The following is a 17,651-nucleotide window of genomic DNA, read 5'->3' as shown; positions in this document are numbered from 1 at the left end:
TCGTCGTCCCAAAACACCTGAGCACCTTTGGGCGACATGCACGTGGACGGCGGCGTCTTAGCGGGAATTGGCGTCGCCCGCAAATGGCTTTGCTGTCATATTCAGGTGGCTCACGACCTCGTCATCATGAAGGCACCATCAGCGGTGCCCGCTGCTTCAGCCAACCCGAAATCTTCTCCATCTGCGCGGCGAACGACAAAAGCGTCTCCTCGTCGCCCGGGCGGCCGGCGGCCTGGATACCAAGAGGCAGGCCGGCGTCCGTCACATGGACCGGCAGCGCGATCGACGGCTGGCCGCTGACATTGTGAATCGCCGGCCAGTGGGTGAACAAAAGGCTCTTGTCCATCAGCTGGCCGAACAATGGCTTCAGCTTCAGCAGGGGCGTGAGATGCAGCTTGTCGAGAAGGTTTTCGATCAGCTCATCGGCGCCTTTCGGGTCCATGGCGCCGCAGACAAGCGGCGGGTGGGCTATGATGGGCATCAGCACGGCGTCATATTGCGCGGTCTCGGCGATCAGTTGCCGCGAGGCGGCGTGCAGCCGCTGCAGGCCGGCATAGGTTTCGCCGGCCGAGATCATTTCGCCCAACCGGCCGAGCACCCGCGTGGCGCGCTCGATGTCGCCGGTGACGGAACGGCCGACGCGCAGCTTTTCCGCCCGCAGCATGCCGGCAACGGCGGAAGCGACCGTCCTGCAGAAGTCGGCGAAGAAATCGCGGCCGATGAAGGGCAGGTCGATGTCCTCGACCGTGTGGCCGCCTTCGCGGGCGAGCGCCACCGCCGTGTCCAGCGCGACAAGCGTCTCGGCCGAAATCGGCAGGCCAAGCGGCGACTTGCGATACACGCCCAGCCTGAGCTTGCCGGGATCGCGCGCCGCGGCGGCGGCGAAGGTGCCCTTCGGCGGCAGCGCCGCATAGGGCGACAAGGAGTCGGGGCCATGGGTGAGGTCGAGCAGCAGCGCGCAATCGCGCACCGAGCGGGTAACGGCATGGTCGACCACCATGCCGTACCAGCTTTCGCTCACCAGCGGCGTCAGCGGGATGCGGCCGCGCGAGGTCTTGAGGCCGACAAGCCCGGTGCAGGCGGAAGGCACGCGGATCGAGCCGCCGCCATCGGAGGCATGCGCCACCGGCACGACGCCGGCGGCAACCAGCGCCGCCGCACCGCCCGACGAGCCGCCGCTGGTGTGGCCGATGTTCCAGGGATTGCGGGTGATGCCGAAGGCTTTTGATTCGGTCATCAGCCGAAGCCCATGCTCGGGCGATGTCGAGGTGACGATCGGGATCAGCCCGGCGGCGAGGTAGCGCTCGGTCATGGTCGAATTGAAGTCGGGCAGCCAGGCCGGAATGCGACTGCCGCCATGCGACGGCACGCCTTTGATGGCGATGCCGAGGTCCTTGATGGCAAAGGGAACGCCGGCCAGCGGCAGCGAGCGATCGATGGTCTTTGCCCGCGCCCGTGCCGAGTCATAGAGCGGCTCGGCCGTGGCATTGATCTCGGGCCGGGTGGCCTCGGCGCGCGCGATCGCCGCATTGGTCAGCTCGATCGCGGACAAGTCGCCCTTACGCACCATGCTGGCGAGGCTGGTTGCGTCTTCCTCCCAAAGAATCCGTTCGATCGACATCAGCGCTTCCCCACTCCCGCCAAGCTAGCCAGCGGCGATTTACTTGGCAATTGAAGCCGGCGCCGGAACGCCGGAACTTTAGGCGCACGGAATATTCCGTCGTTGCAAATACAATGCAATCACCTAATTTGCCCCGCATGACGCCGCAGGACATCACGAAGCTGATCGTCCGGACTTCCATGAAGGATCGGGCCGCGTTCAATCTGCTCTACCGGCGGACCAGCGCGAAACTTTTCGGCGTGTGCCTTCGTGTATTGAACGACCGGGGAGATGCGGAAGAAGCGTTGCAGGAAGTCTTCGTCAAGATATGGACGAAGGCGGACCGCTTTGCCGTCTCCGACCTGAGCCCGATCTCCTGGCTGGTGGCGATCGCCCGCAACCACGCGATCGATCGCGTCAGGGCGCGGCGCAAGCCATCCGCCGATATCGATGCCGCGCTCGACGTGGCCGATCCGGCGCCTGGACCCGAAGCGATGGTGGTGGCGGGCGACGAATCCGAACGCGTCCATCATTGTCTCGACGAGCTGGAGAAGGACCGTGCGGCGGCCGTCCGGGGCGCTTATCTCAAGGGCGAAAGCTATGCCGAAGTTGCGGAACGCCACGGCGTGCCGCTGAACACCATGCGTACCTGGCTGCGTCGCAGCCTGATGAAGCTCAGGGAATGCCTGGAAAGATGACGCTGGCAGAGGACAATGGACCGGAACGTGGCGGCGACGACCTGTTCGCCGCCGAATACGTTCTCGGCGTCCTGCCGGCGGAAGAACGGCGGATTGCGTCCAGGCGGATCGACGCCGAGGCCGATTTCGCGCGGCTCGTCGACGGCTGGGAGGCCCGCCTGTCGCCGCTCGCCGCCGCCTATCCGGACGTCGAGCCGCCGACAGCGGTGAAGACCGCGGTCGATCGCCGCCTGTTCTCCGGCGCCACCGAGCCGGCCACCGAGCCGCGCGCCAGCCTATGGTCCAGCCTCGCCTTCTGGCGCGGGCTGGCTACCGCCGCTGTCGCGGCGCTGGCACTCTACGTCACGGTCCCCTATGTCAATCGGCCGGCGGAACAGCCGCAGACGCGGCTGGTCGCCTCGCTCGCCGCCGACGGCAGCGACGTCAAATATCTCGCCGTCTATGATTCAGAACGGCATGAAGTCAGCCTGTCGCATATTTCCGGCGCGCTCGCGTCCGGCAAGGACTTCGAACTGTGGATGATCGAGGGCAAGAACGCGCCGGTCTCGATGGGCGTCATCCCGGCCGGTGCGACGGCGCATATCGGCGTCTCGCCCGCCACGCAGCAGAAGCTCGGGCAGGGGGCTGTGCTGGCGGTCAGCCTGGAGCCATCTGGCGGTTCGCCGACCGGCCAGCCGACCGGACCGGTGGTCGCGGCCGGCGATCTGAAGGGCATCTGACCCGCCACCTCTCACCGCGAGGCCGCCGCCAGAATAATTCCAATCCATCTTATGTCACGCATGTCCAAGCGACCGCGTGAGCCGGCAAACTTTGGGTGGAATAAATCCCTTCACTAGAGCTAAATAAGCTAAATAGGACAAAACATTCTGAAACTCCCGCATTTGTGCTCCGTATCTTCTCGCGTCCCCAAAAATGGGAAGAGAAACCCGAGGAGTTTGAACATCATGCGTAGATTCGCCACCCTTTTTGCCGCCGGTTCGATCGTTGTCTCCGCGCTGGCCACCGCCGCCTATGCCCAAAACCCGATGGTTGGCGGCGCCGCCATGTATGCCAACAAGACCATCGTCGACAACGCCGTCAATTCGAAGGATCACACGACGCTGGTCGCGGCGGTCAAGGCCGCCGGGCTGGTCGACACGCTGCGGGGCGCCGGACCGTTTACGGTCTTCGCGCCGACCAATGAGGCCTTTGCGGCGCTGCCTGCCGGAACGGTCGAGACGCTGCTCAAGCCCGGGAACAAGGAAAAGCTCGTCAAGATCCTGACCTGCCATGTGATCGGCGCCAGGGCGATGGCGGCGGACGTGGCCTCGATGGCGAAGGCCGACGGCGGCACGCACAAGGTCAAGACGGTCGGCGGCTGCGAGTTGTCGCTGAAGGCCGCTGGCGGCAAGGTCACCGTCACGGATGAGAACGGCAATGCAGCCGATGTGACGATCGCCGATGTCGAACAGTCCAACGGCGTCATCCACGTCATCGATAAGGTTTTGCTGCCGAAGATGTAACAAAGGACTTGCCGCCGACGAAGTCGCAGCAAGAGCTCTCGTCGATTGCATGATCCCGCTCCCGTGATCGGCAACCGGCACGCGCTCCGCGCCGTTCACATCGAACGGCGCGGAGTTCGTTCGGGAGTGAACCGTCACCGGCTTTTGATTTCCGCGTGGCGGCGCGGTCTGGCAAAAGGACAACAGGAGGAATTGGTGATGAACCGTCGCGACTTTCTTTTGAGCGGCGCCGCCGCCATCGGCATTGTAGGAGCCGCGGCGACAATGCTGCGCATGGGCAGCCCGCAGCCCGCACGGGCCGCCGAAAAATTCGAGGTCACCAAGACCGACGACGAGTGGAAGGCCATCCTGTCGCCGGCCGCCTTCGACGTGCTGCGCAAGCAGGGCACGGAGTATCCCGGCACCAGCCCGCTGCTCAACGAGCATCGCAAGGGCATATTCGCCTGTGCCGGCTGCGATTTGCCGGTCTATCCCTCCGAGACGAAATTCGATTCCGGCACCGGCTGGCCGAGTTTCTGGCAGGAGATCGCCAATGGCATCGGCAAGACCGAGGACCGGTCGCTGGGCATGACCCGGACCGAGGTGCATTGCCGCCGCTGCGGCGGCCATCTCGGCCATGTCTTCGACGATGGCCCGGCGCCGACCGGCCTGCGCCACTGCATCAACGGCGTGGCGCTGACCTTCAAGCCCGCCACGGCCTGAAAGCTCTAATCCGAATTAAAAAACTCCGGGCCTTGCGACCCGGAGTTTTTGCGCGGTCAGGGTTTTCGGGCGTGGACTGGAGGAACTTCCCGATCACCGCTGCCACGGTTCCTTGCTTCAGTGCCCGCCGCCGCCACCGCCACCGGGCGCTGCCGGCTTCTTGATCAGCATGGTGAACAGGCCTAGCGTCGCGAACAGCACCGTCAGCAGGTAGAACACGTCCATGAAGGACAGCAGCGCCGCCTGCTGATGAACCATGCCCGACAGCTTGGAGATCGCGGCAGTGGTGGCGTCGAGGCCCGTGGTCTGTTCGAAGTTGAGCGTCATGTTCTGCAGTTTGGTCTGCGCGGCCGCACTGCCCCACTGCACATGCTCGGAAAGCCTTGCGTAATGGAAGGCATTGCGGTCGATCAACACGGTGTTGATGATGGCAAGGCCGACCGCGCCGCCCAGATTGCGGGTGAGGTTGAACAGGCCAGACGCGTTCTTCAGGCGATCGGGCGGCAAGGTGCCGAGCGCGATGTTGTTGATCGGCACCATGCACAGCATCATCGAACAGCCGCGCAGGATCTGCGGGATGAGCAGCTCATAAAAATCCCAGTCGGCGGTGAGATGCGTCATCCACCATGTGCCGGTGGCGAAGCCGAAGAAGCCGATCATCATCATCAGCCGCAGGTCCATCTTGCTCGACAGGAAACCGGAGATCGGCGCGGTGACGAACATGGCCAGGCCGCTGACGAACAGCGCTTCGCCGATCATCATCGAATCGTAGCCGCGGATGCGGCCGAGGAACACCGGGTAGAGATAGGTGAGCCCGTAGAGGCCGATGCCGATAACGAAGGAAAACAGCGAGCCGAAGGCGAAGTTGACGTTGCTGAACGCCTTGAGGTCGACGATCGGCTCCTCGGCGGTGAACACACGCCAGAAGAAGATCACCGCGCCGATGGTCATGACGATGGCGCAGATAAACACGGCCTGGTCCTGCAGCCAGTCATTGTTCGGACCCTCTTCCAGCACATATTCCATGCAGCCGAGAAAGGCCGCCATGCCGGCCAGGCCCCACCAGTCGAACTTGTTGAACAGCTTGAGATTGGGCTTGTCGAAATCGATCAACGACCAGGCCGCGGTCGCCACCAGGATGCCGGGCACGACATTGACCAGGAACAGCCAGTGCCAGGAAAAGGCGTGACTGATATAGCCGCCAACGGTCGGGCCGATGGTCGGCGCCAGCGTCGCCACCAGGCCGATCATCGGCGAGACGATGGCGCGGCGCGAGGGCGGAAAGATGGTGAAGGCCGCGGCAAAGACGCTCGGGATCATGCCGCCGCCGATGAAGCCCTGCACGGCGCGATAGACGATCATCTGGTCGATATTGGTGGCTGTCGCGGCCAGAGCGCTGGCCGCGGTGAAGCCCGCCGCCGCGATGGTGAACAGCACGCGCGTCGACAGCATGCGGCTGAGGAAGCCGGATAGCGGGATCATCACCACCTCGGCGATGAGGTAGGCGGTCTGCACCCACGGAATCTCGTCGGAGCTGGCGCTGAGGCCCGCCTGGATCTCGGCCAGCGAAGCCGAGACGATCTGGATGTCCAGGATCGCCATGAACATGCCGAACACCATCGCCAGGAAGGCGATGACGCGCCGGGTCGAGATGGTGTCGGGAACGGCCGGCCTTGCCGGCGGCGATCCTGCGGTGATGGTTGCGGTTGCCATTTCCTGAGCCTCCTTGAGGCAGGCCGGGCGGTCCGGCGCTTGATAAGCCGCCGGGCCGCCCTCCGAAAGCGCTTAGTTGCTGGTCGTGGCCGGCGCCGTGCGGCTGTCGACGGCGACGACAACGCTGAGCCCGGCGCGCAACTTGCCGGTCTTCAGGGCATCGGCCGGGACATCGATGCGGACCGGGATGCGCTGCACCACCTTGGTGAAGTTGCCGGTGGCGTTCTCGGGCGGCAGCAGCGAGAACACCGCGCCTGACGCCGGAGCGAGTGACGAGACGGTTCCCTGGATGGGCTTGCCGTCGATGGCGTCGACCGAGATGTTCACCTTTTCGCCCGGCACCAGCCGGGCAAGCTGCGTCTCCTTGAAATTGGCGACGATGTAGAGCTTGTCCATCGGCACGACGACGGCGAGCTTCTGGCCGGGGCTGACGAGGTCGCCCTGCTCGACGGAACGGTTGCCGACGACGCCATCATAGGGTGCCTTGAGCACGGTGAAGGAAAGGTCGCGCGCGGCCTTGTCGCGGCCGAGCTGCAGGGATGCGAGCGTGCTCGCCGACTCGGCGCGCTGCGCCTCGAGCACGCCGATATTGGCCTGCGCGGCCGCGATCTGCGCGTCGGCGCCGACGAGAGCGGCATTGGCCTGGTCGAGCGCGGTCTGGGCGTCGTCCAGCTGTGCCTGGGTACCGACATGCGTCTTGACCAGTTGCGCGGCGCGCTGCTGCGCACGGGCGGCGTTGTCGGCGGCCGCCTGGTCGGCGACCTTCTGCGCCTGCGCCTGCTGCAGGGACGCCTGCGCGGCCTTGGTCTGCGCATCGATACGGTCGAGCGTTTTCGCCAGCGTGGAAATCTGCGCCTCGGCCTGGGCAACGGCTATTCTGTAGTCGCCGTCGTCGATCGTCAGCAGCGGGTCGCCAGCCTTGACCACCTGGTTCTCGCTGACCTTGACCTGGTCGACATAGCCGGAAATCTTAGGCGAAACGAACGCCATGTCGGCCTGGACATAAGCGTCGTCGGTCGAAATCATGAAACGGCCCGTGGTCCAGTAGTCATAGCCATACCAGGCGCCACCGGTCAGCAGGGCAAGGCCAATGATCGGCAGCAGGAACGAGCGCACCGAACGCTTCTTCCTTGCCGGCGCCTCCGCGGGCGGCGGTGCAACGACAGGCTGGAAAGGGACTTCCGGTGCTTCCGTCGCCGGGGCAACCTTGGCGTGGGGAAAAGGACGGACTTCGGCGGTCGAGGGCGCGTTCGAGGACATGACATCTCTCTAATTGTTATAATACTGAACCGTTCGGTTCGATCCGGCCGTTGACATAGCGCGAAAAGAGGACCATATCAAGAGACAATCGAACCGGTTGGTTCGAATTATTTTCGAGGTGTCATCCCATGGCCGAACCCGATGTTGACAAGGAACAGTGCGACCTGTTGGAGAGCCTGCGCCGTGGCCGCCCGGCGGCTGGACAGGATCCGGTCAAGCGCAGCCAGATCATCGATGGCGCCCGCCGTGTCTTCATCGACAAGGGCTTCGAGGCCGCGTCGATGAACGACATCACGCGCGAGGCCGGCGTGTCGAAAGGCACCATCTATGTTTACTTCGCCAACAAGGAAGAGCTGTTCGAGGCGCTGATCGAGGAAGAGCGCGGCACCATCTTCAAGAACATGTACGACATGCTCGACCGTGCCGACGACCTGCGCCAGACGTTGGTGAAGTTCGGCAAGGTGCTGTCCATGAAGATCACCTCGGCCAAGGTCATCCAGGCGCAGCGCACGGTGATCGGCGCTTCCGACAGGATCCCCGACATGGGCGCGCGCTTTTACGAGCGCGGCCCCAAACGCGGCCATGACAAGGTCGTGACGTTCCTCAATGCAGCCGTCGAACGTGGCCTGCTCAAGATCGACGATGTCGATCTTGCCGCCTATCAGTTCACCGAGCTTTGCCTGGCCGGGCTTTTCCGGCAGTGCATCTTCGCCTACCGGACCAAGGCTCCGAACCAGGAAGAGATCGACCACATCGTCAGGTCGGGTGTCAGCATGTTCCTGAAGGCCTACGGCACCGAACAGCTTGCCGACGAAGAGAGCCACGAGATGATTGGCCTGGAGGCCAAGTCGTAGCGCCGATCCACCGGCATCGGTCCTTATCTCCGTTCCCTAGCCGCCATTGGCCGCAAGCACGATCGCGGCCTGCAATTCCTCAAGGCCTTCGCCCTTTTCCGATGATGTCGCGAGCACGAACGGAAAGGCCGCCGGACGCTTCTTGATCTTGGCCAGCGTCTCCTCGATCAGCCTTGGCACGCCGGCAGCCTTGATCTTGTCGGTCTTGGTCAGCACGATCTGGTAGGACACCGCCGCCTTGTCGAGCAGCGACAGGACCTCGTCGTCTTTGGCCTTGATGCCGTGGCGGGCATCGATCAGCACATAGACCCGCTTCAGCGTGACACGACCCTTGAGGTAATCGAAGACCAGCTTCGTCCACTCGTCGACCTTCTCCTTGGGCGCGGTGGCGTAGCCGTAGCCCGGCATGTCGACCAGCGCCATCGGCGGCAGGTCGCCGCCCTCGCCCGAAAATCCATCCGGCACGAAATAGTTGAGCTCCTGCGTTCGCCCGGGCGTGTTGGAGGTGCGCGCCAGCCCCTTCTGATTGACCAGGGCATTGATCAGCGAGGACTTGCCGACATTGGAGCGGCCGGCAAAGGCGATTTCCGGCGGGCCTTCCGGCGGCAGGAACTTCATTGCCGGCACGCCACGGATAAAGATCCACCCGCGCGTGAACAGATCGGTGCCGATCGTGGCGCTGTTTTGAGTGTTCAAGCTGCTGCCTCCAGAAGAGAGATGTCGGCGCCCCGGTCCGTCCATGTCGGTTCGTCCGGGAATTGGCGGATCGGCGCATCCGGAAACGGAAGGCGCCGGTCAAAATAACGTGATCCGCCCTATAGCACCAAACGGCCGGGGAGCGAGTCCTCGTTGGCGGACAAGCTCATTTGTTGCCGCGGCAGATGACGATCGGATTGGACAGCGCGCTGTCGAAACCACCGCCCTGATAGACGGTGACGTTGGCGGCGCCGGGCGGCAGCATGAAGGTGCCTTCGACCACTTTCTGGTCGCCTGATGTCGTATGGAGAGCCCAGCTAAACGTGCAGAATTGCTGGGGCGCCTTGGGTTCGACGTGGCTGCAGTTCAGCTGCGCGCCACCCAGCATGGCGGCACCGCCGCAGCTGACCGCCTCCTTTGCCACCGCCGCGCCCGGGCACCCGACGAGAGCCGTCACGGCTGCGATCCTGATCCAATCCATCGTCGAAATCCTTGCCGGAAAATTCTCGCCGCCTGGGCGCCTTTTGCGCGCCGTGGCCCATGCAATTTTTCTTCCGCGCGGCTTAATCCGTCTTGCACGTGCCGTCCAGCAGGATTATGTGCATGATGATAATAAGCATGCTCACGAAAAGCTCCCGGCAGACCCTGATCCCCTTCCATGTCCTCCTCGCCCAATATTAGCTTCGTGCTGCACGATGTCGCGCGTCTGCTACGGAAGCGGTTCGAGCAGCGTTCGCGCGCATCGGGGCTGACGCGGGCTCAATGGCAGGTGCTGGCCTATCTTTCGCTGCATGAAGGCATTCACCAGAACAAGCTCGCCGACCTCATCGAGATCATGCCGATCACATCCGCCCGGTTGCTGGACAAGAGGGTAGCCCGCAGGGCCTGGCTGTTTTATCTGGCGCCGCAGGCCCATCCGCTGGTCGAGCTCATGCGCGGCAACGGCCAGAAAACACGAAACGAGGCCTTCGCCGGCCTTTCGCCGGGTGCACGGCAGCATCTGCTGCAAACCCTAAGCTTGACCAAATCCAATCTGCTCGCGGCTTGCACCCAGCCAGCCGTCGACCGGGAGAAATTACATGGCTGAATCAACATCACCCAAGAAGCCTGCTGACAAGGAAAGCGTTGGCGAAAGAACCAGCGACCAGGTCATCCGGCTGGACAGCGAGCGCGAACAAAGGCGCGCCAACGTCGTCATCGACAATGACGAGCTGGAAGCGCCGATCGCCCTGGAGCCGGCGGCGCTCGAGGCCCCGTCCAGGGAGCCGCAGCCACGGCAGGCCCCGGTCGCGGCTGTCGCTCCCGGGCCGGTCAAGCCGAGACGCAGCCTGACGCGGCCGGTGCTCTTTGCCTTACTGCCCGTCGCGCTGGTTATCGGCGGCTATTACTATGTCACCGGCGGCCAGGTCATGACGACCGACAATGCCTATATCCAGGCCCAGTCGCTCGGCGTGTCCACCGACGTCTCCGGCACCGTGCGGGAAATAGACGTGCACGAGAACCAGGCTGTGAAGAAGGGTGACGTGCTCTTCCGCTTGCGGCCGGCTTCTTTCGAAACCGCGCTCGCCGCCGCCCAGGCCCAGCTCGGGACCGTGCGCAACCAGGTGCTGACCTTGCAGGCGAGCTACCAGCAGTCGCTGGCGCAGATCGAGCAGGCCGAGGCCGACATTCCCTATTACGAGGCCGCCTTCCAGCGCCAGCAGGATCTGCTCAAGACCTCCACCGCCTCCAAGGCGTCTTTCGACAGCGCCCAGCACGACCTCGTCGCGGCGCGCCAGAAAGTGTCCGTTGCCAAGTCACAGGCGCAGGCCACCCTTGCCCAGCTTGGCGGCGACGCCGACCAGCCGGTGGAGAAGAACCCCTTCTACCTCCAAGCCCAGTCTGGCGTGGACGACGCCCGGCGCAACCTTGACGATGCCATCGTCAAGGCGCCGTTCGACGGCATCGTCACCAATGTCGATGCGCTTCAGGTCGGCAAATATCTGCCGGCTTCGCAGCCGGCCTTCAGCCTGGTCTCGTCGACCGATCTGTGGATCGCGGCCGAGCCCAAGGAAACCGAGCTGACCTATGTGCGGCCCGGACAGACGGCGACGATCAGCGTTGACACCTATCCGGGTGCCGTGTGGCATGGCACGGTTGCCTCGATCAGCCCCGCCTCGTCGTCGTCATTCTCGCTGCTGCCGGCCCAGAACACCACCGGCAACTGGGTCAAGGTCGTGCAGCGCATCCCGATGCGCGTGACGGTTGACGATATCGGGGGCAAACCGCCGCTGCGGGGCGGCATGAGCGTCGTGGTCGATGTCGACACCGGCCATGCGCGCGGCCTGCCGGACTTCATCACCAATCTTATCAAGAGCTTCGGACAAAAGTCATGACCAGCGCGACCGCGGCAGGTGCCACACCGGTGGTCGCCAATCGCGGCGCCATCACGGCTTGCGTGATCCTGGCCGTCATCATGCAGGCGCTGGACACGACCATCGCCAATGTGGCGCTGCCCTACATCCAGGGCAGCGTTTCGGCGAGCGCCGACCAGATCAACTGGGTGCTGACCTCCTATATCGTCGCGGCCGCGGTCATGACGCCGCCCTCGGGCTACCTTGCCAACCGTTTCGGCCGCAAGCGCATCCTTTTGACCTCGATCACTGGCTTCGTGGTCGCCTCGGTGCTGTGCGGTTTCGCGCGGTCGCTGCCGCAGATCGTCGGCTTCCGCCTGCTGCAAGGCCTGTTCGGCGCGGCCTTGGTGCCGCTGTCGCAGAGCATCCTGCTCGATATCTACAGCGTGGAAGAACGCGGCTCGGCGATGGCGCTGTTCGGCGTGTCGGTGATGGTCGGACCCGTGCTGGGACCGGTCATCGGCGGCTGGCTGACCGAAAATGTCAGCTGGCGCTGGGTGTTCTACATCAACGTGCCGATTGGGGCGCTGGCCTTCGCGGGTGTGTCGATGTTCGTCCAGGAAACGAAGCTGGACTTCAAGGCAAGGCTGGACTGGCTGGGCTTCGGCATGCTCAGCATCACCATCGCGGCCCTGCAGATGTTTCTCGATCGCGGCGAGCAGCTCAACTGGTTCTCGTCCTCCGAGATCATCGTCGAGGCGCTGATCTGCGCATCCGCCTTCTACATCTTCCTCGTCCACACCTTCACCGGCCGCAACACCTTCGTGAACCCGAAGCTGTTCCTCGATCGGAATTTCGCCGTCGGCATGGTCTTCATCTTCATCATCGGCATCACCTATCTCGCCTCGCTCGCCCTGATGACACCCTATCTGCAGACGCTGATGGGATATCCGGTGGTGACGGCCGGCATCGTCATGGGGCCGCGCGGCCTCGGCACCATGGCGTGCATGTTCCTGGTCGGCAGGCTGGTCGGCAAGGTGGACACGCGCTGGCTGCTGTTGACCGGCCTGCTGATCACCGCCTGGGCGATGTATGACATGACCGGCTGGACGCCCGACGTGTCGCAATGGACGATCGTCAGCACCGGCTTCATCCAGGGCGCCGGACTGGGCTTCCTGTTCGTGCCGTTGACCACCATCACCTTCGCCACGCTGGCGCCGGAACGGCGCGCGGAAGGCACCGGGCTCTACAATCTGTCACGCAACATCGGATCCAGCGTCGGCATATCGGTGGTCACCGCTCTGCTGACGCAGAACGTGCAGATCAACCATGCCAACATCGCCACCTATGTGACGCCCTTCAACCAGGCGTTCGGCAATCCGGCGATCGCGCAAGCGATGAACCCCTACACCGCCGCCGGCCGCGCCGCGCTGGACGGCGTGGTGACGCTGCAGGCGACGATCATCAGCTATATGAACGACTTCAAGCTGATGATGATCCTGTCGCTGGCCGCCATTCCGCTGGTGCTCCTGCTGCGCAAGCCCGGGACGCCGGCCAAGGTCGACCACAGCGCCGTCATGGAGTGACGCCAGAACCCGGCTGATTGCGCCGCGCGAGTGCTTTCAGTTTCGCCGATCACGGGAACAGATGCCCGCCCCCCAAAAAAGCCCGGACCGAACCAGTCTTTCTCGACAGGCCGTGCGGTTGAGGACGTCTGACCCGCCAATGCACTGGAATGAAGTCCGGACCTCAGATGCCGAAGGGGAATGTATCCGGTACCTTGCCGGTGCTGTCGGCCGACATGTCGAGCGGCGTGACCGCGGACGTTCGATCGAACCAGACGAAGGCATCGAACTGGAGGGAGACGGACGAGTCCATGTAATGGCTGAGCCGTTCAGTCTCCGGCCGGTAGATGACGCCGATATAGCGTTCCGGCCTCGGCGCCGCCAGATCGGCGCCGAGCTGGCCATGGCGCCCAAAATCCAGCAGGAACGACGGCTTGCCGCTGTCGTGACACAGCCGCTCGAAGCTGTGCGGCAGCGAAGGATTCACATCCTTCACCTCCATCTCACCGTCCCAATCCGAGGCACAGGCGACGGTACCGGTATCTGTTCCGAAGCCGATCAGCGCCGTCCGGGCACCGAAGCGTTCCCGGCAGAGCTGGCCGATGTTCAGCTCGTCGCGGACAGTGCCCATATCGGTATGCCGCGCGTCGCCGATATGCGAGTTATGCGCCCACACCACGGCCTTCGAATCCGGTCCTTGCGCTTCGAGAAGCTGATCGAGCGTTTCGAACATGTGCCGATCGCGGAGGTTCCAGGTCTCGGCGCCACCATAATACATAACGCGGTAGTACCGCTCGGCCGATGCGACCAGACGTGCACTCTGCTTGGCGTCGAGGAGATCGCCGTCGCCCTCCGTCATGGATCGTTCGAACAGATCCATGCACTGCCGCACCACGGCCTCTTCGCAGGTTCTGTAGCCCGGCCGCAGCGCCGCGCGTCCGTAGGTGGTGGGCTCGTTCTGCCAAGGCATCAGACAGCCATAGCGCTCGCGCGCGACGGCGGCCGCTTCGGGATCGACCTTTTCCAGGTAGGCAAGCACCGTGGCGATCGAGCCGCTCATATTGTAGAGATCCAGCCCGTAGAAGCCTGCTTTCCGCGCATGATCGGGCACATCCCGGTTGTATTCACGCAGCCAGCCGATGAATGCGGCCACCTCGGTGTTGCGCCACATCCAGGTCGGGAAGCGCTGGAAAGGTGGCTGCGCATCCGACTGCCGTTCCTCTGCGCGAACATATCGATTGATCTGCGCCGCATCCGGCCAGTCCGCCTCGACGGCCACGATGGTGAACCCGTGTCGCTGGAGGAGGCGTTGGGTGACAGCCGCGCGCGCACGATAAAATTCTGAAGTGCCGTGGCTGGCTTCGCCGAGCAAGACGACGCGCCGGCTGCCGAACCGGTCGAACATCGCGCCGAAGGCCGGATCGTCGATCGGCGGCAGATCTTCGGCCGCCCGCGCGATTTGCCGCGGCAATGGAGGAGGGCGCACCCCGCGCGCCGACCGCGTGCTTTCGTCGTGCCCGCCATGCTCGCCGATCAGCGGCACGAACATGACACCGCCGAGGTCCTCCTCCTCGAACTTGTTTGCCGCAATCCGCGTGAGCCGAACGAGCCGCTGGGAGTAAGGGTCTTCACCGACCGGAATGATCAGCCTGCCGCCGATCTCCAACTGCTCCTGCAAGCCGAGGGGAATGGATTTGCCGGCGGCCGCGACGACGATAGCATCGAAGGGTGCCTTTTCCTGCCAGCCTTTCGTGCCGTCGCCGACCCTAACCTCGATGTTTCGGTAACCGGCGGCATTCAGCCGCCGCTCCGCCTGTTGCGCGAGCGATCGGTGCCGCTCGATGGTGAAAACGTGTTCAGCAAGTTCGGCCAGTACGGCTGCCGCGTAGCCCGAGCCGGTGCCGATTTCCAACACGCGATCGGTAGCCTCGATTTCGGCCATCTCAGCCATTTTCGCCACGATGAAGGGTTGCGAGATCGTCTGTCCGCTGCCGATCGGCAGCGGGCTGTCCTCATAGGCGAATTCCTCAAAACCTTCGTCGACGAATTGCTCCCGCGCGACCCGGCGCACCGCATTCAGAACCCGCTTGTCACGCACACCGCGGCGCGCGATGTGCGCCTCCACCATCCGATGCCTGGCGTGCTCGAAATCCAGCATGACAGCCTCCAATCAGGCGGTTGATCGGGTCGACGTGACGTCATTGACGAGCGAACTCTTTTCCGCGGTATCCGCTCTCCCGGCTTCCGGCCCCGGACCATCGCTGCCGGTCTTCCTCCGCACGCTCGACGCCGGTCGTGCCGGCTCCTATTCGTTAGTTCGCCCGGTCTGACGGGGATTGACCCCGCCTTGCGGTGTGGTGTCGTTTTCGACATCTCCCTCAAAAGTGTTCTCGCCGTCCAGTTCCTCGTCCTCGTCGAGAAGATCGCCACCTTTGATCGTGCCCCTGGAGGCGCCAATTCCGGGATTCTGCTTCAAATCCTTGTCGGTGACCTTGCGTGTCTTTGGATGAATGTTGCTGCTCATCGGAATGCCTCGCTGCAAGTAGCATGTGATGAGGTCGATCCGCTGCACTGCCTTGAATTTAACGGGCGCGTCGACCTGATCCTCCCACGCGGGAGCTTTTAGGAAGCCTTGTGCGCGAACTCTTGAACGCAGGATAAGTTCCATACGGACAATCCGGCAGCAGCGAGGTTCGATTTGCGGCAATGAAGGGAGGCGAGGAAGATGCCGGCTCGGTCCCTTGTCCCTATCGCGTGCCGGGCCACGGCATCGCGCGCTGCATCACTGAAATGAAAGGCTGAGCCCTGCAGGACACAGGACCCAGCCGTCAAATCCGCTCTTGCCCAAACCGCCCAACTTTATGGTTCAGTTTACCGGGGCGGGCTCTTTGCCGAAGAAGCCCTCTATTCCGCCGGCGACGGTTTCTTGCGGAACAGGGCCATCAGATTGTCCCACAGTTCGATCTTGGCGCCCTGCCGCTTCATGATCACGCCCTGCTGCAGGATCGACAGCGTGTTGTTCCAGGCCCAGTAGATGACGAGGCCGGCCGGGAAACCCGCCATCATGAAGGTGAAGATGACAGGCATCCAGGTGAAGATCGCGGCCTGCGTCGGATCCGGCGGCGTCGGGTTCATGCGCATCTGCAGGAACATGGTGACGCCCATAATCAGCGGCCACACGCCAATCATCAGCATATGCGGCAGGGTGACCGGAACGAGGCCGAACAGGTTGAAGATCGAGGTCGGATCGGGCGCCGCCAGATCCTGGATCCAGCCGAAGAACGGCGCGTGCCGCATCTCGATGGTGATGTAGAGCACCTTGTAGAGCGAGAAGAAGACCGGGATCTGCAGCGCCACCGGCCAGCAGCCGGCGAGCGGATTGATCTTCTCGGTCTTGTAGAGCTCCATCATCGCCTGCTGTTGCTTCATCTTGTCGTCCGCGTATTTCTCGCGGATCTCGAGCATCTTGGGCTGCACCTTCTTCATGTTCGCCATCGACGCATAGGACTTGTTGGCGAGCGGGAAGAAAATGGCCTTGACGATGACGGTGGTGGCGAGGATCGCCAGGCCGAAATTGCCGAAGAATTTATAGAGCGTGTCGATCAGCCAGAACATCGGCTTGGTGATGAAGTAGAACCAGCCCCAGTCGATCACAAGGTTGAACTGGCGAATGTGGCGGTCCGCCTCATAGGCATTGATCTTGGCGACTTCCTTGGCGCCGGCGAAGATTTCCGTCTCGACGGTCGCCGACTGGCCGGCCTCGACATTGATCGGGTCGGTCAGGAAGTCGGACTGGTAGCGGTGGCGGCCATCCTCGAAATAGGCGTAGCGCGGCTGGAAAGGCTGCTTCTCGGTCGGTACCAAGGTGACGGCCCAGTATTTGTCGGTGATGCCGAGCCAGCCGTCGGTCGACTTGCCCGGCGTGATCTGCTTGTCCGACTCGATCTTGGAGTATTTGTATTCCGCCAGACCCTCGGTGCCCGTAACGCCGATCAGGCCTTCATGCAGCACGTAGGTGCTGGCGACCGCCGGCTTGTCATAGCGCGTGACGCGGCCGTAGTTGAACAGCGAAACCGCGCTGCTGCCCGAGTTCTGCACCGTGTCCGAGACGGTGAACATGTAGTCATTGTCGACGGATACCGTACGCTTGAAGGTCAGGCCCTTGTCGTTGGTGTAGGTGAGCGTCACCGGCGTCGACGGGGTCAGCGTCGGATTGCCTTCCACGCTCCACACAGTTTCCGCACCCGGTACCGTGCCCGTCTTGTCGTTGCCGACGAAACCGATCTCGGCGAAATAGCCGGTCGGCAGGGCCTGCGGGTTGAGAAGCTCGATCTCGGGCGAATTCTTGTCGACGGTTTCGGTGTAGTGCTTGAGCCTGAGGTCGTCGAGGCGTGCGCCGGTCAGGTTGATCGAACCCATCAGGCTCGGCGTGTCGATCTTGACGCGCTTGGAAGCCGCCAGGGCCTGATCGCGGCTGGCAGCCGTGACGGCATCACCGCCGGGCGCGTTGGGAATGGTGCCCGGCGCCGGCGCCGGCGTTCCAGCCCCCGGATTGGCGGCCTCGGCCGCCTTCTTCTGCTCTTCCACGCGCTGCTGCTCGACCTTGGCGGCCTCGCGCTGCTGTTCGACGCGCGGGTTCATGTAGAAAACCTGCCACAAAGTCAGGATCAGCACCGACAGCGCGATGGTGATGAAGAAGTTCCGGTTGTTTTCCATCGAGAGCCCTTG

At 63.5% G+C, this 17,651-nt stretch carries 16 protein-coding genes; 8 read left to right on the top strand and 8 right to left on the bottom strand.

All coding sequences use genetic code 11. The features are described from left to right. Positions 1–124: 124 nt before the first annotated feature. Positions 125–1,621 carry an amidase gene (locus FJ958_RS15195; RefSeq protein WP_140743920.1) on the bottom strand — a complete coding sequence of 499 codons (1,497 nt, stop codon included), beginning with the start codon at positions 1,619–1,621 and terminating at the stop codon, positions 125–127. Positions 1,622–1,758: 137 nt separating this feature from the next. Here FJ958_RS15195 and FJ958_RS15190 point away from each other — a divergent pair, with 137 nt between their 5' ends. The 4 genes from FJ958_RS15190 to msrB all read left to right on the top strand — a co-directional run bounded on the left by FJ958_RS15190 (position 1,759) and on the right by msrB (position 4,502). Then, on the top strand, positions 1,759–2,298 hold the full coding sequence (locus FJ958_RS15190; protein WP_140744101.1) for a sigma-70 family RNA polymerase sigma factor: 540 nt from the start codon (positions 1,759–1,761) through the stop codon (positions 2,296–2,298). After that, positions 2,295–3,017: an anti-sigma factor gene (locus FJ958_RS15185; RefSeq protein ID WP_140743918.1), complete on the top strand. Its 723-nt coding sequence runs from the start codon at positions 2,295–2,297 to the stop codon at positions 3,015–3,017. The genes FJ958_RS15190 and FJ958_RS15185 overlap by 4 nt, the downstream gene beginning before the upstream one ends. A 225-nt stretch (positions 3,018–3,242) precedes the next feature. After that, positions 3,243–3,800, top strand: a complete 558-nt coding sequence (locus FJ958_RS15180; protein WP_140743916.1) for a fasciclin domain-containing protein — start codon at positions 3,243–3,245, stop codon at positions 3,798–3,800. A 198-nt stretch (positions 3,801–3,998) separates the two neighbouring features. Next, positions 3,999–4,502: a peptide-methionine (R)-S-oxide reductase MsrB gene (gene msrB, locus FJ958_RS15175; protein ID WP_140743914.1), complete on the top strand. Its 504-nt coding sequence runs from the start codon at positions 3,999–4,001 to the stop codon at positions 4,500–4,502. A 117-nt stretch (positions 4,503–4,619) separates the two neighbouring features. On the opposite strand, the gene FJ958_RS15170 is transcribed toward msrB, so the two are convergent. Both FJ958_RS15170 and FJ958_RS15165 read right to left on the bottom strand, forming a co-directional pair. Further along, positions 4,620–6,215 carry a DHA2 family efflux MFS transporter permease subunit gene (locus FJ958_RS15170; RefSeq protein WP_140743912.1) on the bottom strand — a complete coding sequence of 532 codons (1,596 nt, stop codon included), beginning with the start codon at positions 6,213–6,215 and terminating at the stop codon, positions 4,620–4,622. 72 nt (positions 6,216–6,287) lie between these two features. Further along, positions 6,288–7,475: an HlyD family secretion protein gene (locus tag FJ958_RS15165; protein WP_140743910.1), complete on the bottom strand. Its 1,188-nt coding sequence runs from the start codon at positions 7,473–7,475 to the stop codon at positions 6,288–6,290. 128 nt (positions 7,476–7,603) lie between these two features. Here FJ958_RS15165 and FJ958_RS15160 point away from each other — a divergent pair, with 128 nt between their 5' ends. Beyond that, positions 7,604–8,329: a TetR/AcrR family transcriptional regulator gene (locus tag FJ958_RS15160; RefSeq protein ID WP_140743908.1), complete on the top strand. Its 726-nt coding sequence runs from the start codon at positions 7,604–7,606 to the stop codon at positions 8,327–8,329. A gap of 36 nt (positions 8,330–8,365) precedes the next feature. On the opposite strand, the gene yihA is transcribed toward FJ958_RS15160, so the two are convergent. Then, positions 8,366–9,070, bottom strand: a complete 705-nt coding sequence (yihA, locus tag FJ958_RS15155) for a ribosome biogenesis GTP-binding protein YihA/YsxC (RefSeq protein WP_181176402.1) — start codon at positions 9,068–9,070, stop codon at positions 8,366–8,368. Between the two features lie 121 nt (positions 9,071–9,191). Further along, positions 9,192–9,506, bottom strand: coding sequence for a hypothetical protein (locus FJ958_RS15150; protein ID WP_140743904.1), 315 nt, complete (start codon positions 9,504–9,506; stop codon positions 9,192–9,194). A gap of 177 nt (positions 9,507–9,683) precedes the next feature. Between FJ958_RS15150 and FJ958_RS15145 the strand changes: the two genes are divergently transcribed. From FJ958_RS15145 to FJ958_RS15135, 3 genes are read left to right on the top strand one after another with little or no spacing between them, the layout of a single operon-like run. Continuing rightward, positions 9,684–10,112, top strand: a complete 429-nt coding sequence (locus FJ958_RS15145; protein WP_140743902.1) for a MarR family winged helix-turn-helix transcriptional regulator — start codon at positions 9,684–9,686, stop codon at positions 10,110–10,112. Then, on the top strand, positions 10,105–11,400 hold the full coding sequence (locus FJ958_RS15140; protein WP_140743900.1) for an HlyD family secretion protein: 1,296 nt from the start codon (positions 10,105–10,107) through the stop codon (positions 11,398–11,400). The genes FJ958_RS15145 and FJ958_RS15140 overlap by 8 nt, the downstream gene beginning before the upstream one ends. Beyond that, complete coding sequence (locus FJ958_RS15135; RefSeq protein WP_140743898.1) at positions 11,397–12,944, top strand: DHA2 family efflux MFS transporter permease subunit; 1,548 nt, start codon at positions 11,397–11,399, stop codon at positions 12,942–12,944. Before FJ958_RS15140 ends, FJ958_RS15135 begins: the two co-directional genes overlap by 4 nt. A gap of 163 nt (positions 12,945–13,107) precedes the next feature. On the opposite strand, the gene FJ958_RS15130 is transcribed toward FJ958_RS15135, so the two are convergent. The 3 genes from FJ958_RS15130 to yidC all read right to left on the bottom strand — a co-directional run bounded on the left by FJ958_RS15130 (position 13,108) and on the right by yidC (position 17,639). Continuing rightward, complete coding sequence (locus FJ958_RS15130; RefSeq protein WP_140743896.1) at positions 13,108–15,081, bottom strand: protein-L-isoaspartate(D-aspartate) O-methyltransferase; 1,974 nt, start codon at positions 15,079–15,081, stop codon at positions 13,108–13,110. A gap of 147 nt (positions 15,082–15,228) precedes the next feature. Beyond that, positions 15,229–15,447, bottom strand: a complete 219-nt coding sequence (locus FJ958_RS15125) for a hypothetical protein (RefSeq protein WP_140744099.1) — start codon at positions 15,445–15,447, stop codon at positions 15,229–15,231. A 380-nt stretch (positions 15,448–15,827) separates the two neighbouring features. After that, positions 15,828–17,639: a membrane protein insertase YidC gene (gene yidC / locus FJ958_RS15120; protein ID WP_140743894.1), complete on the bottom strand. Its 1,812-nt coding sequence runs from the start codon at positions 17,637–17,639 to the stop codon at positions 15,828–15,830. Positions 17,640–17,651 lie beyond the last annotated feature (12 nt).

Origin of the sequence: Mesorhizobium sp. B2-3-5 (genome assembly GCF_006442395.1) — a bacterium.
Taxonomy (GTDB): domain Bacteria; phylum Pseudomonadota; class Alphaproteobacteria; order Rhizobiales; family Rhizobiaceae; genus Mesorhizobium.
The sequence above is the reverse complement of the archived record's forward strand: the minus strand, read 5'-3'. Positions and strand labels throughout refer to the sequence as shown.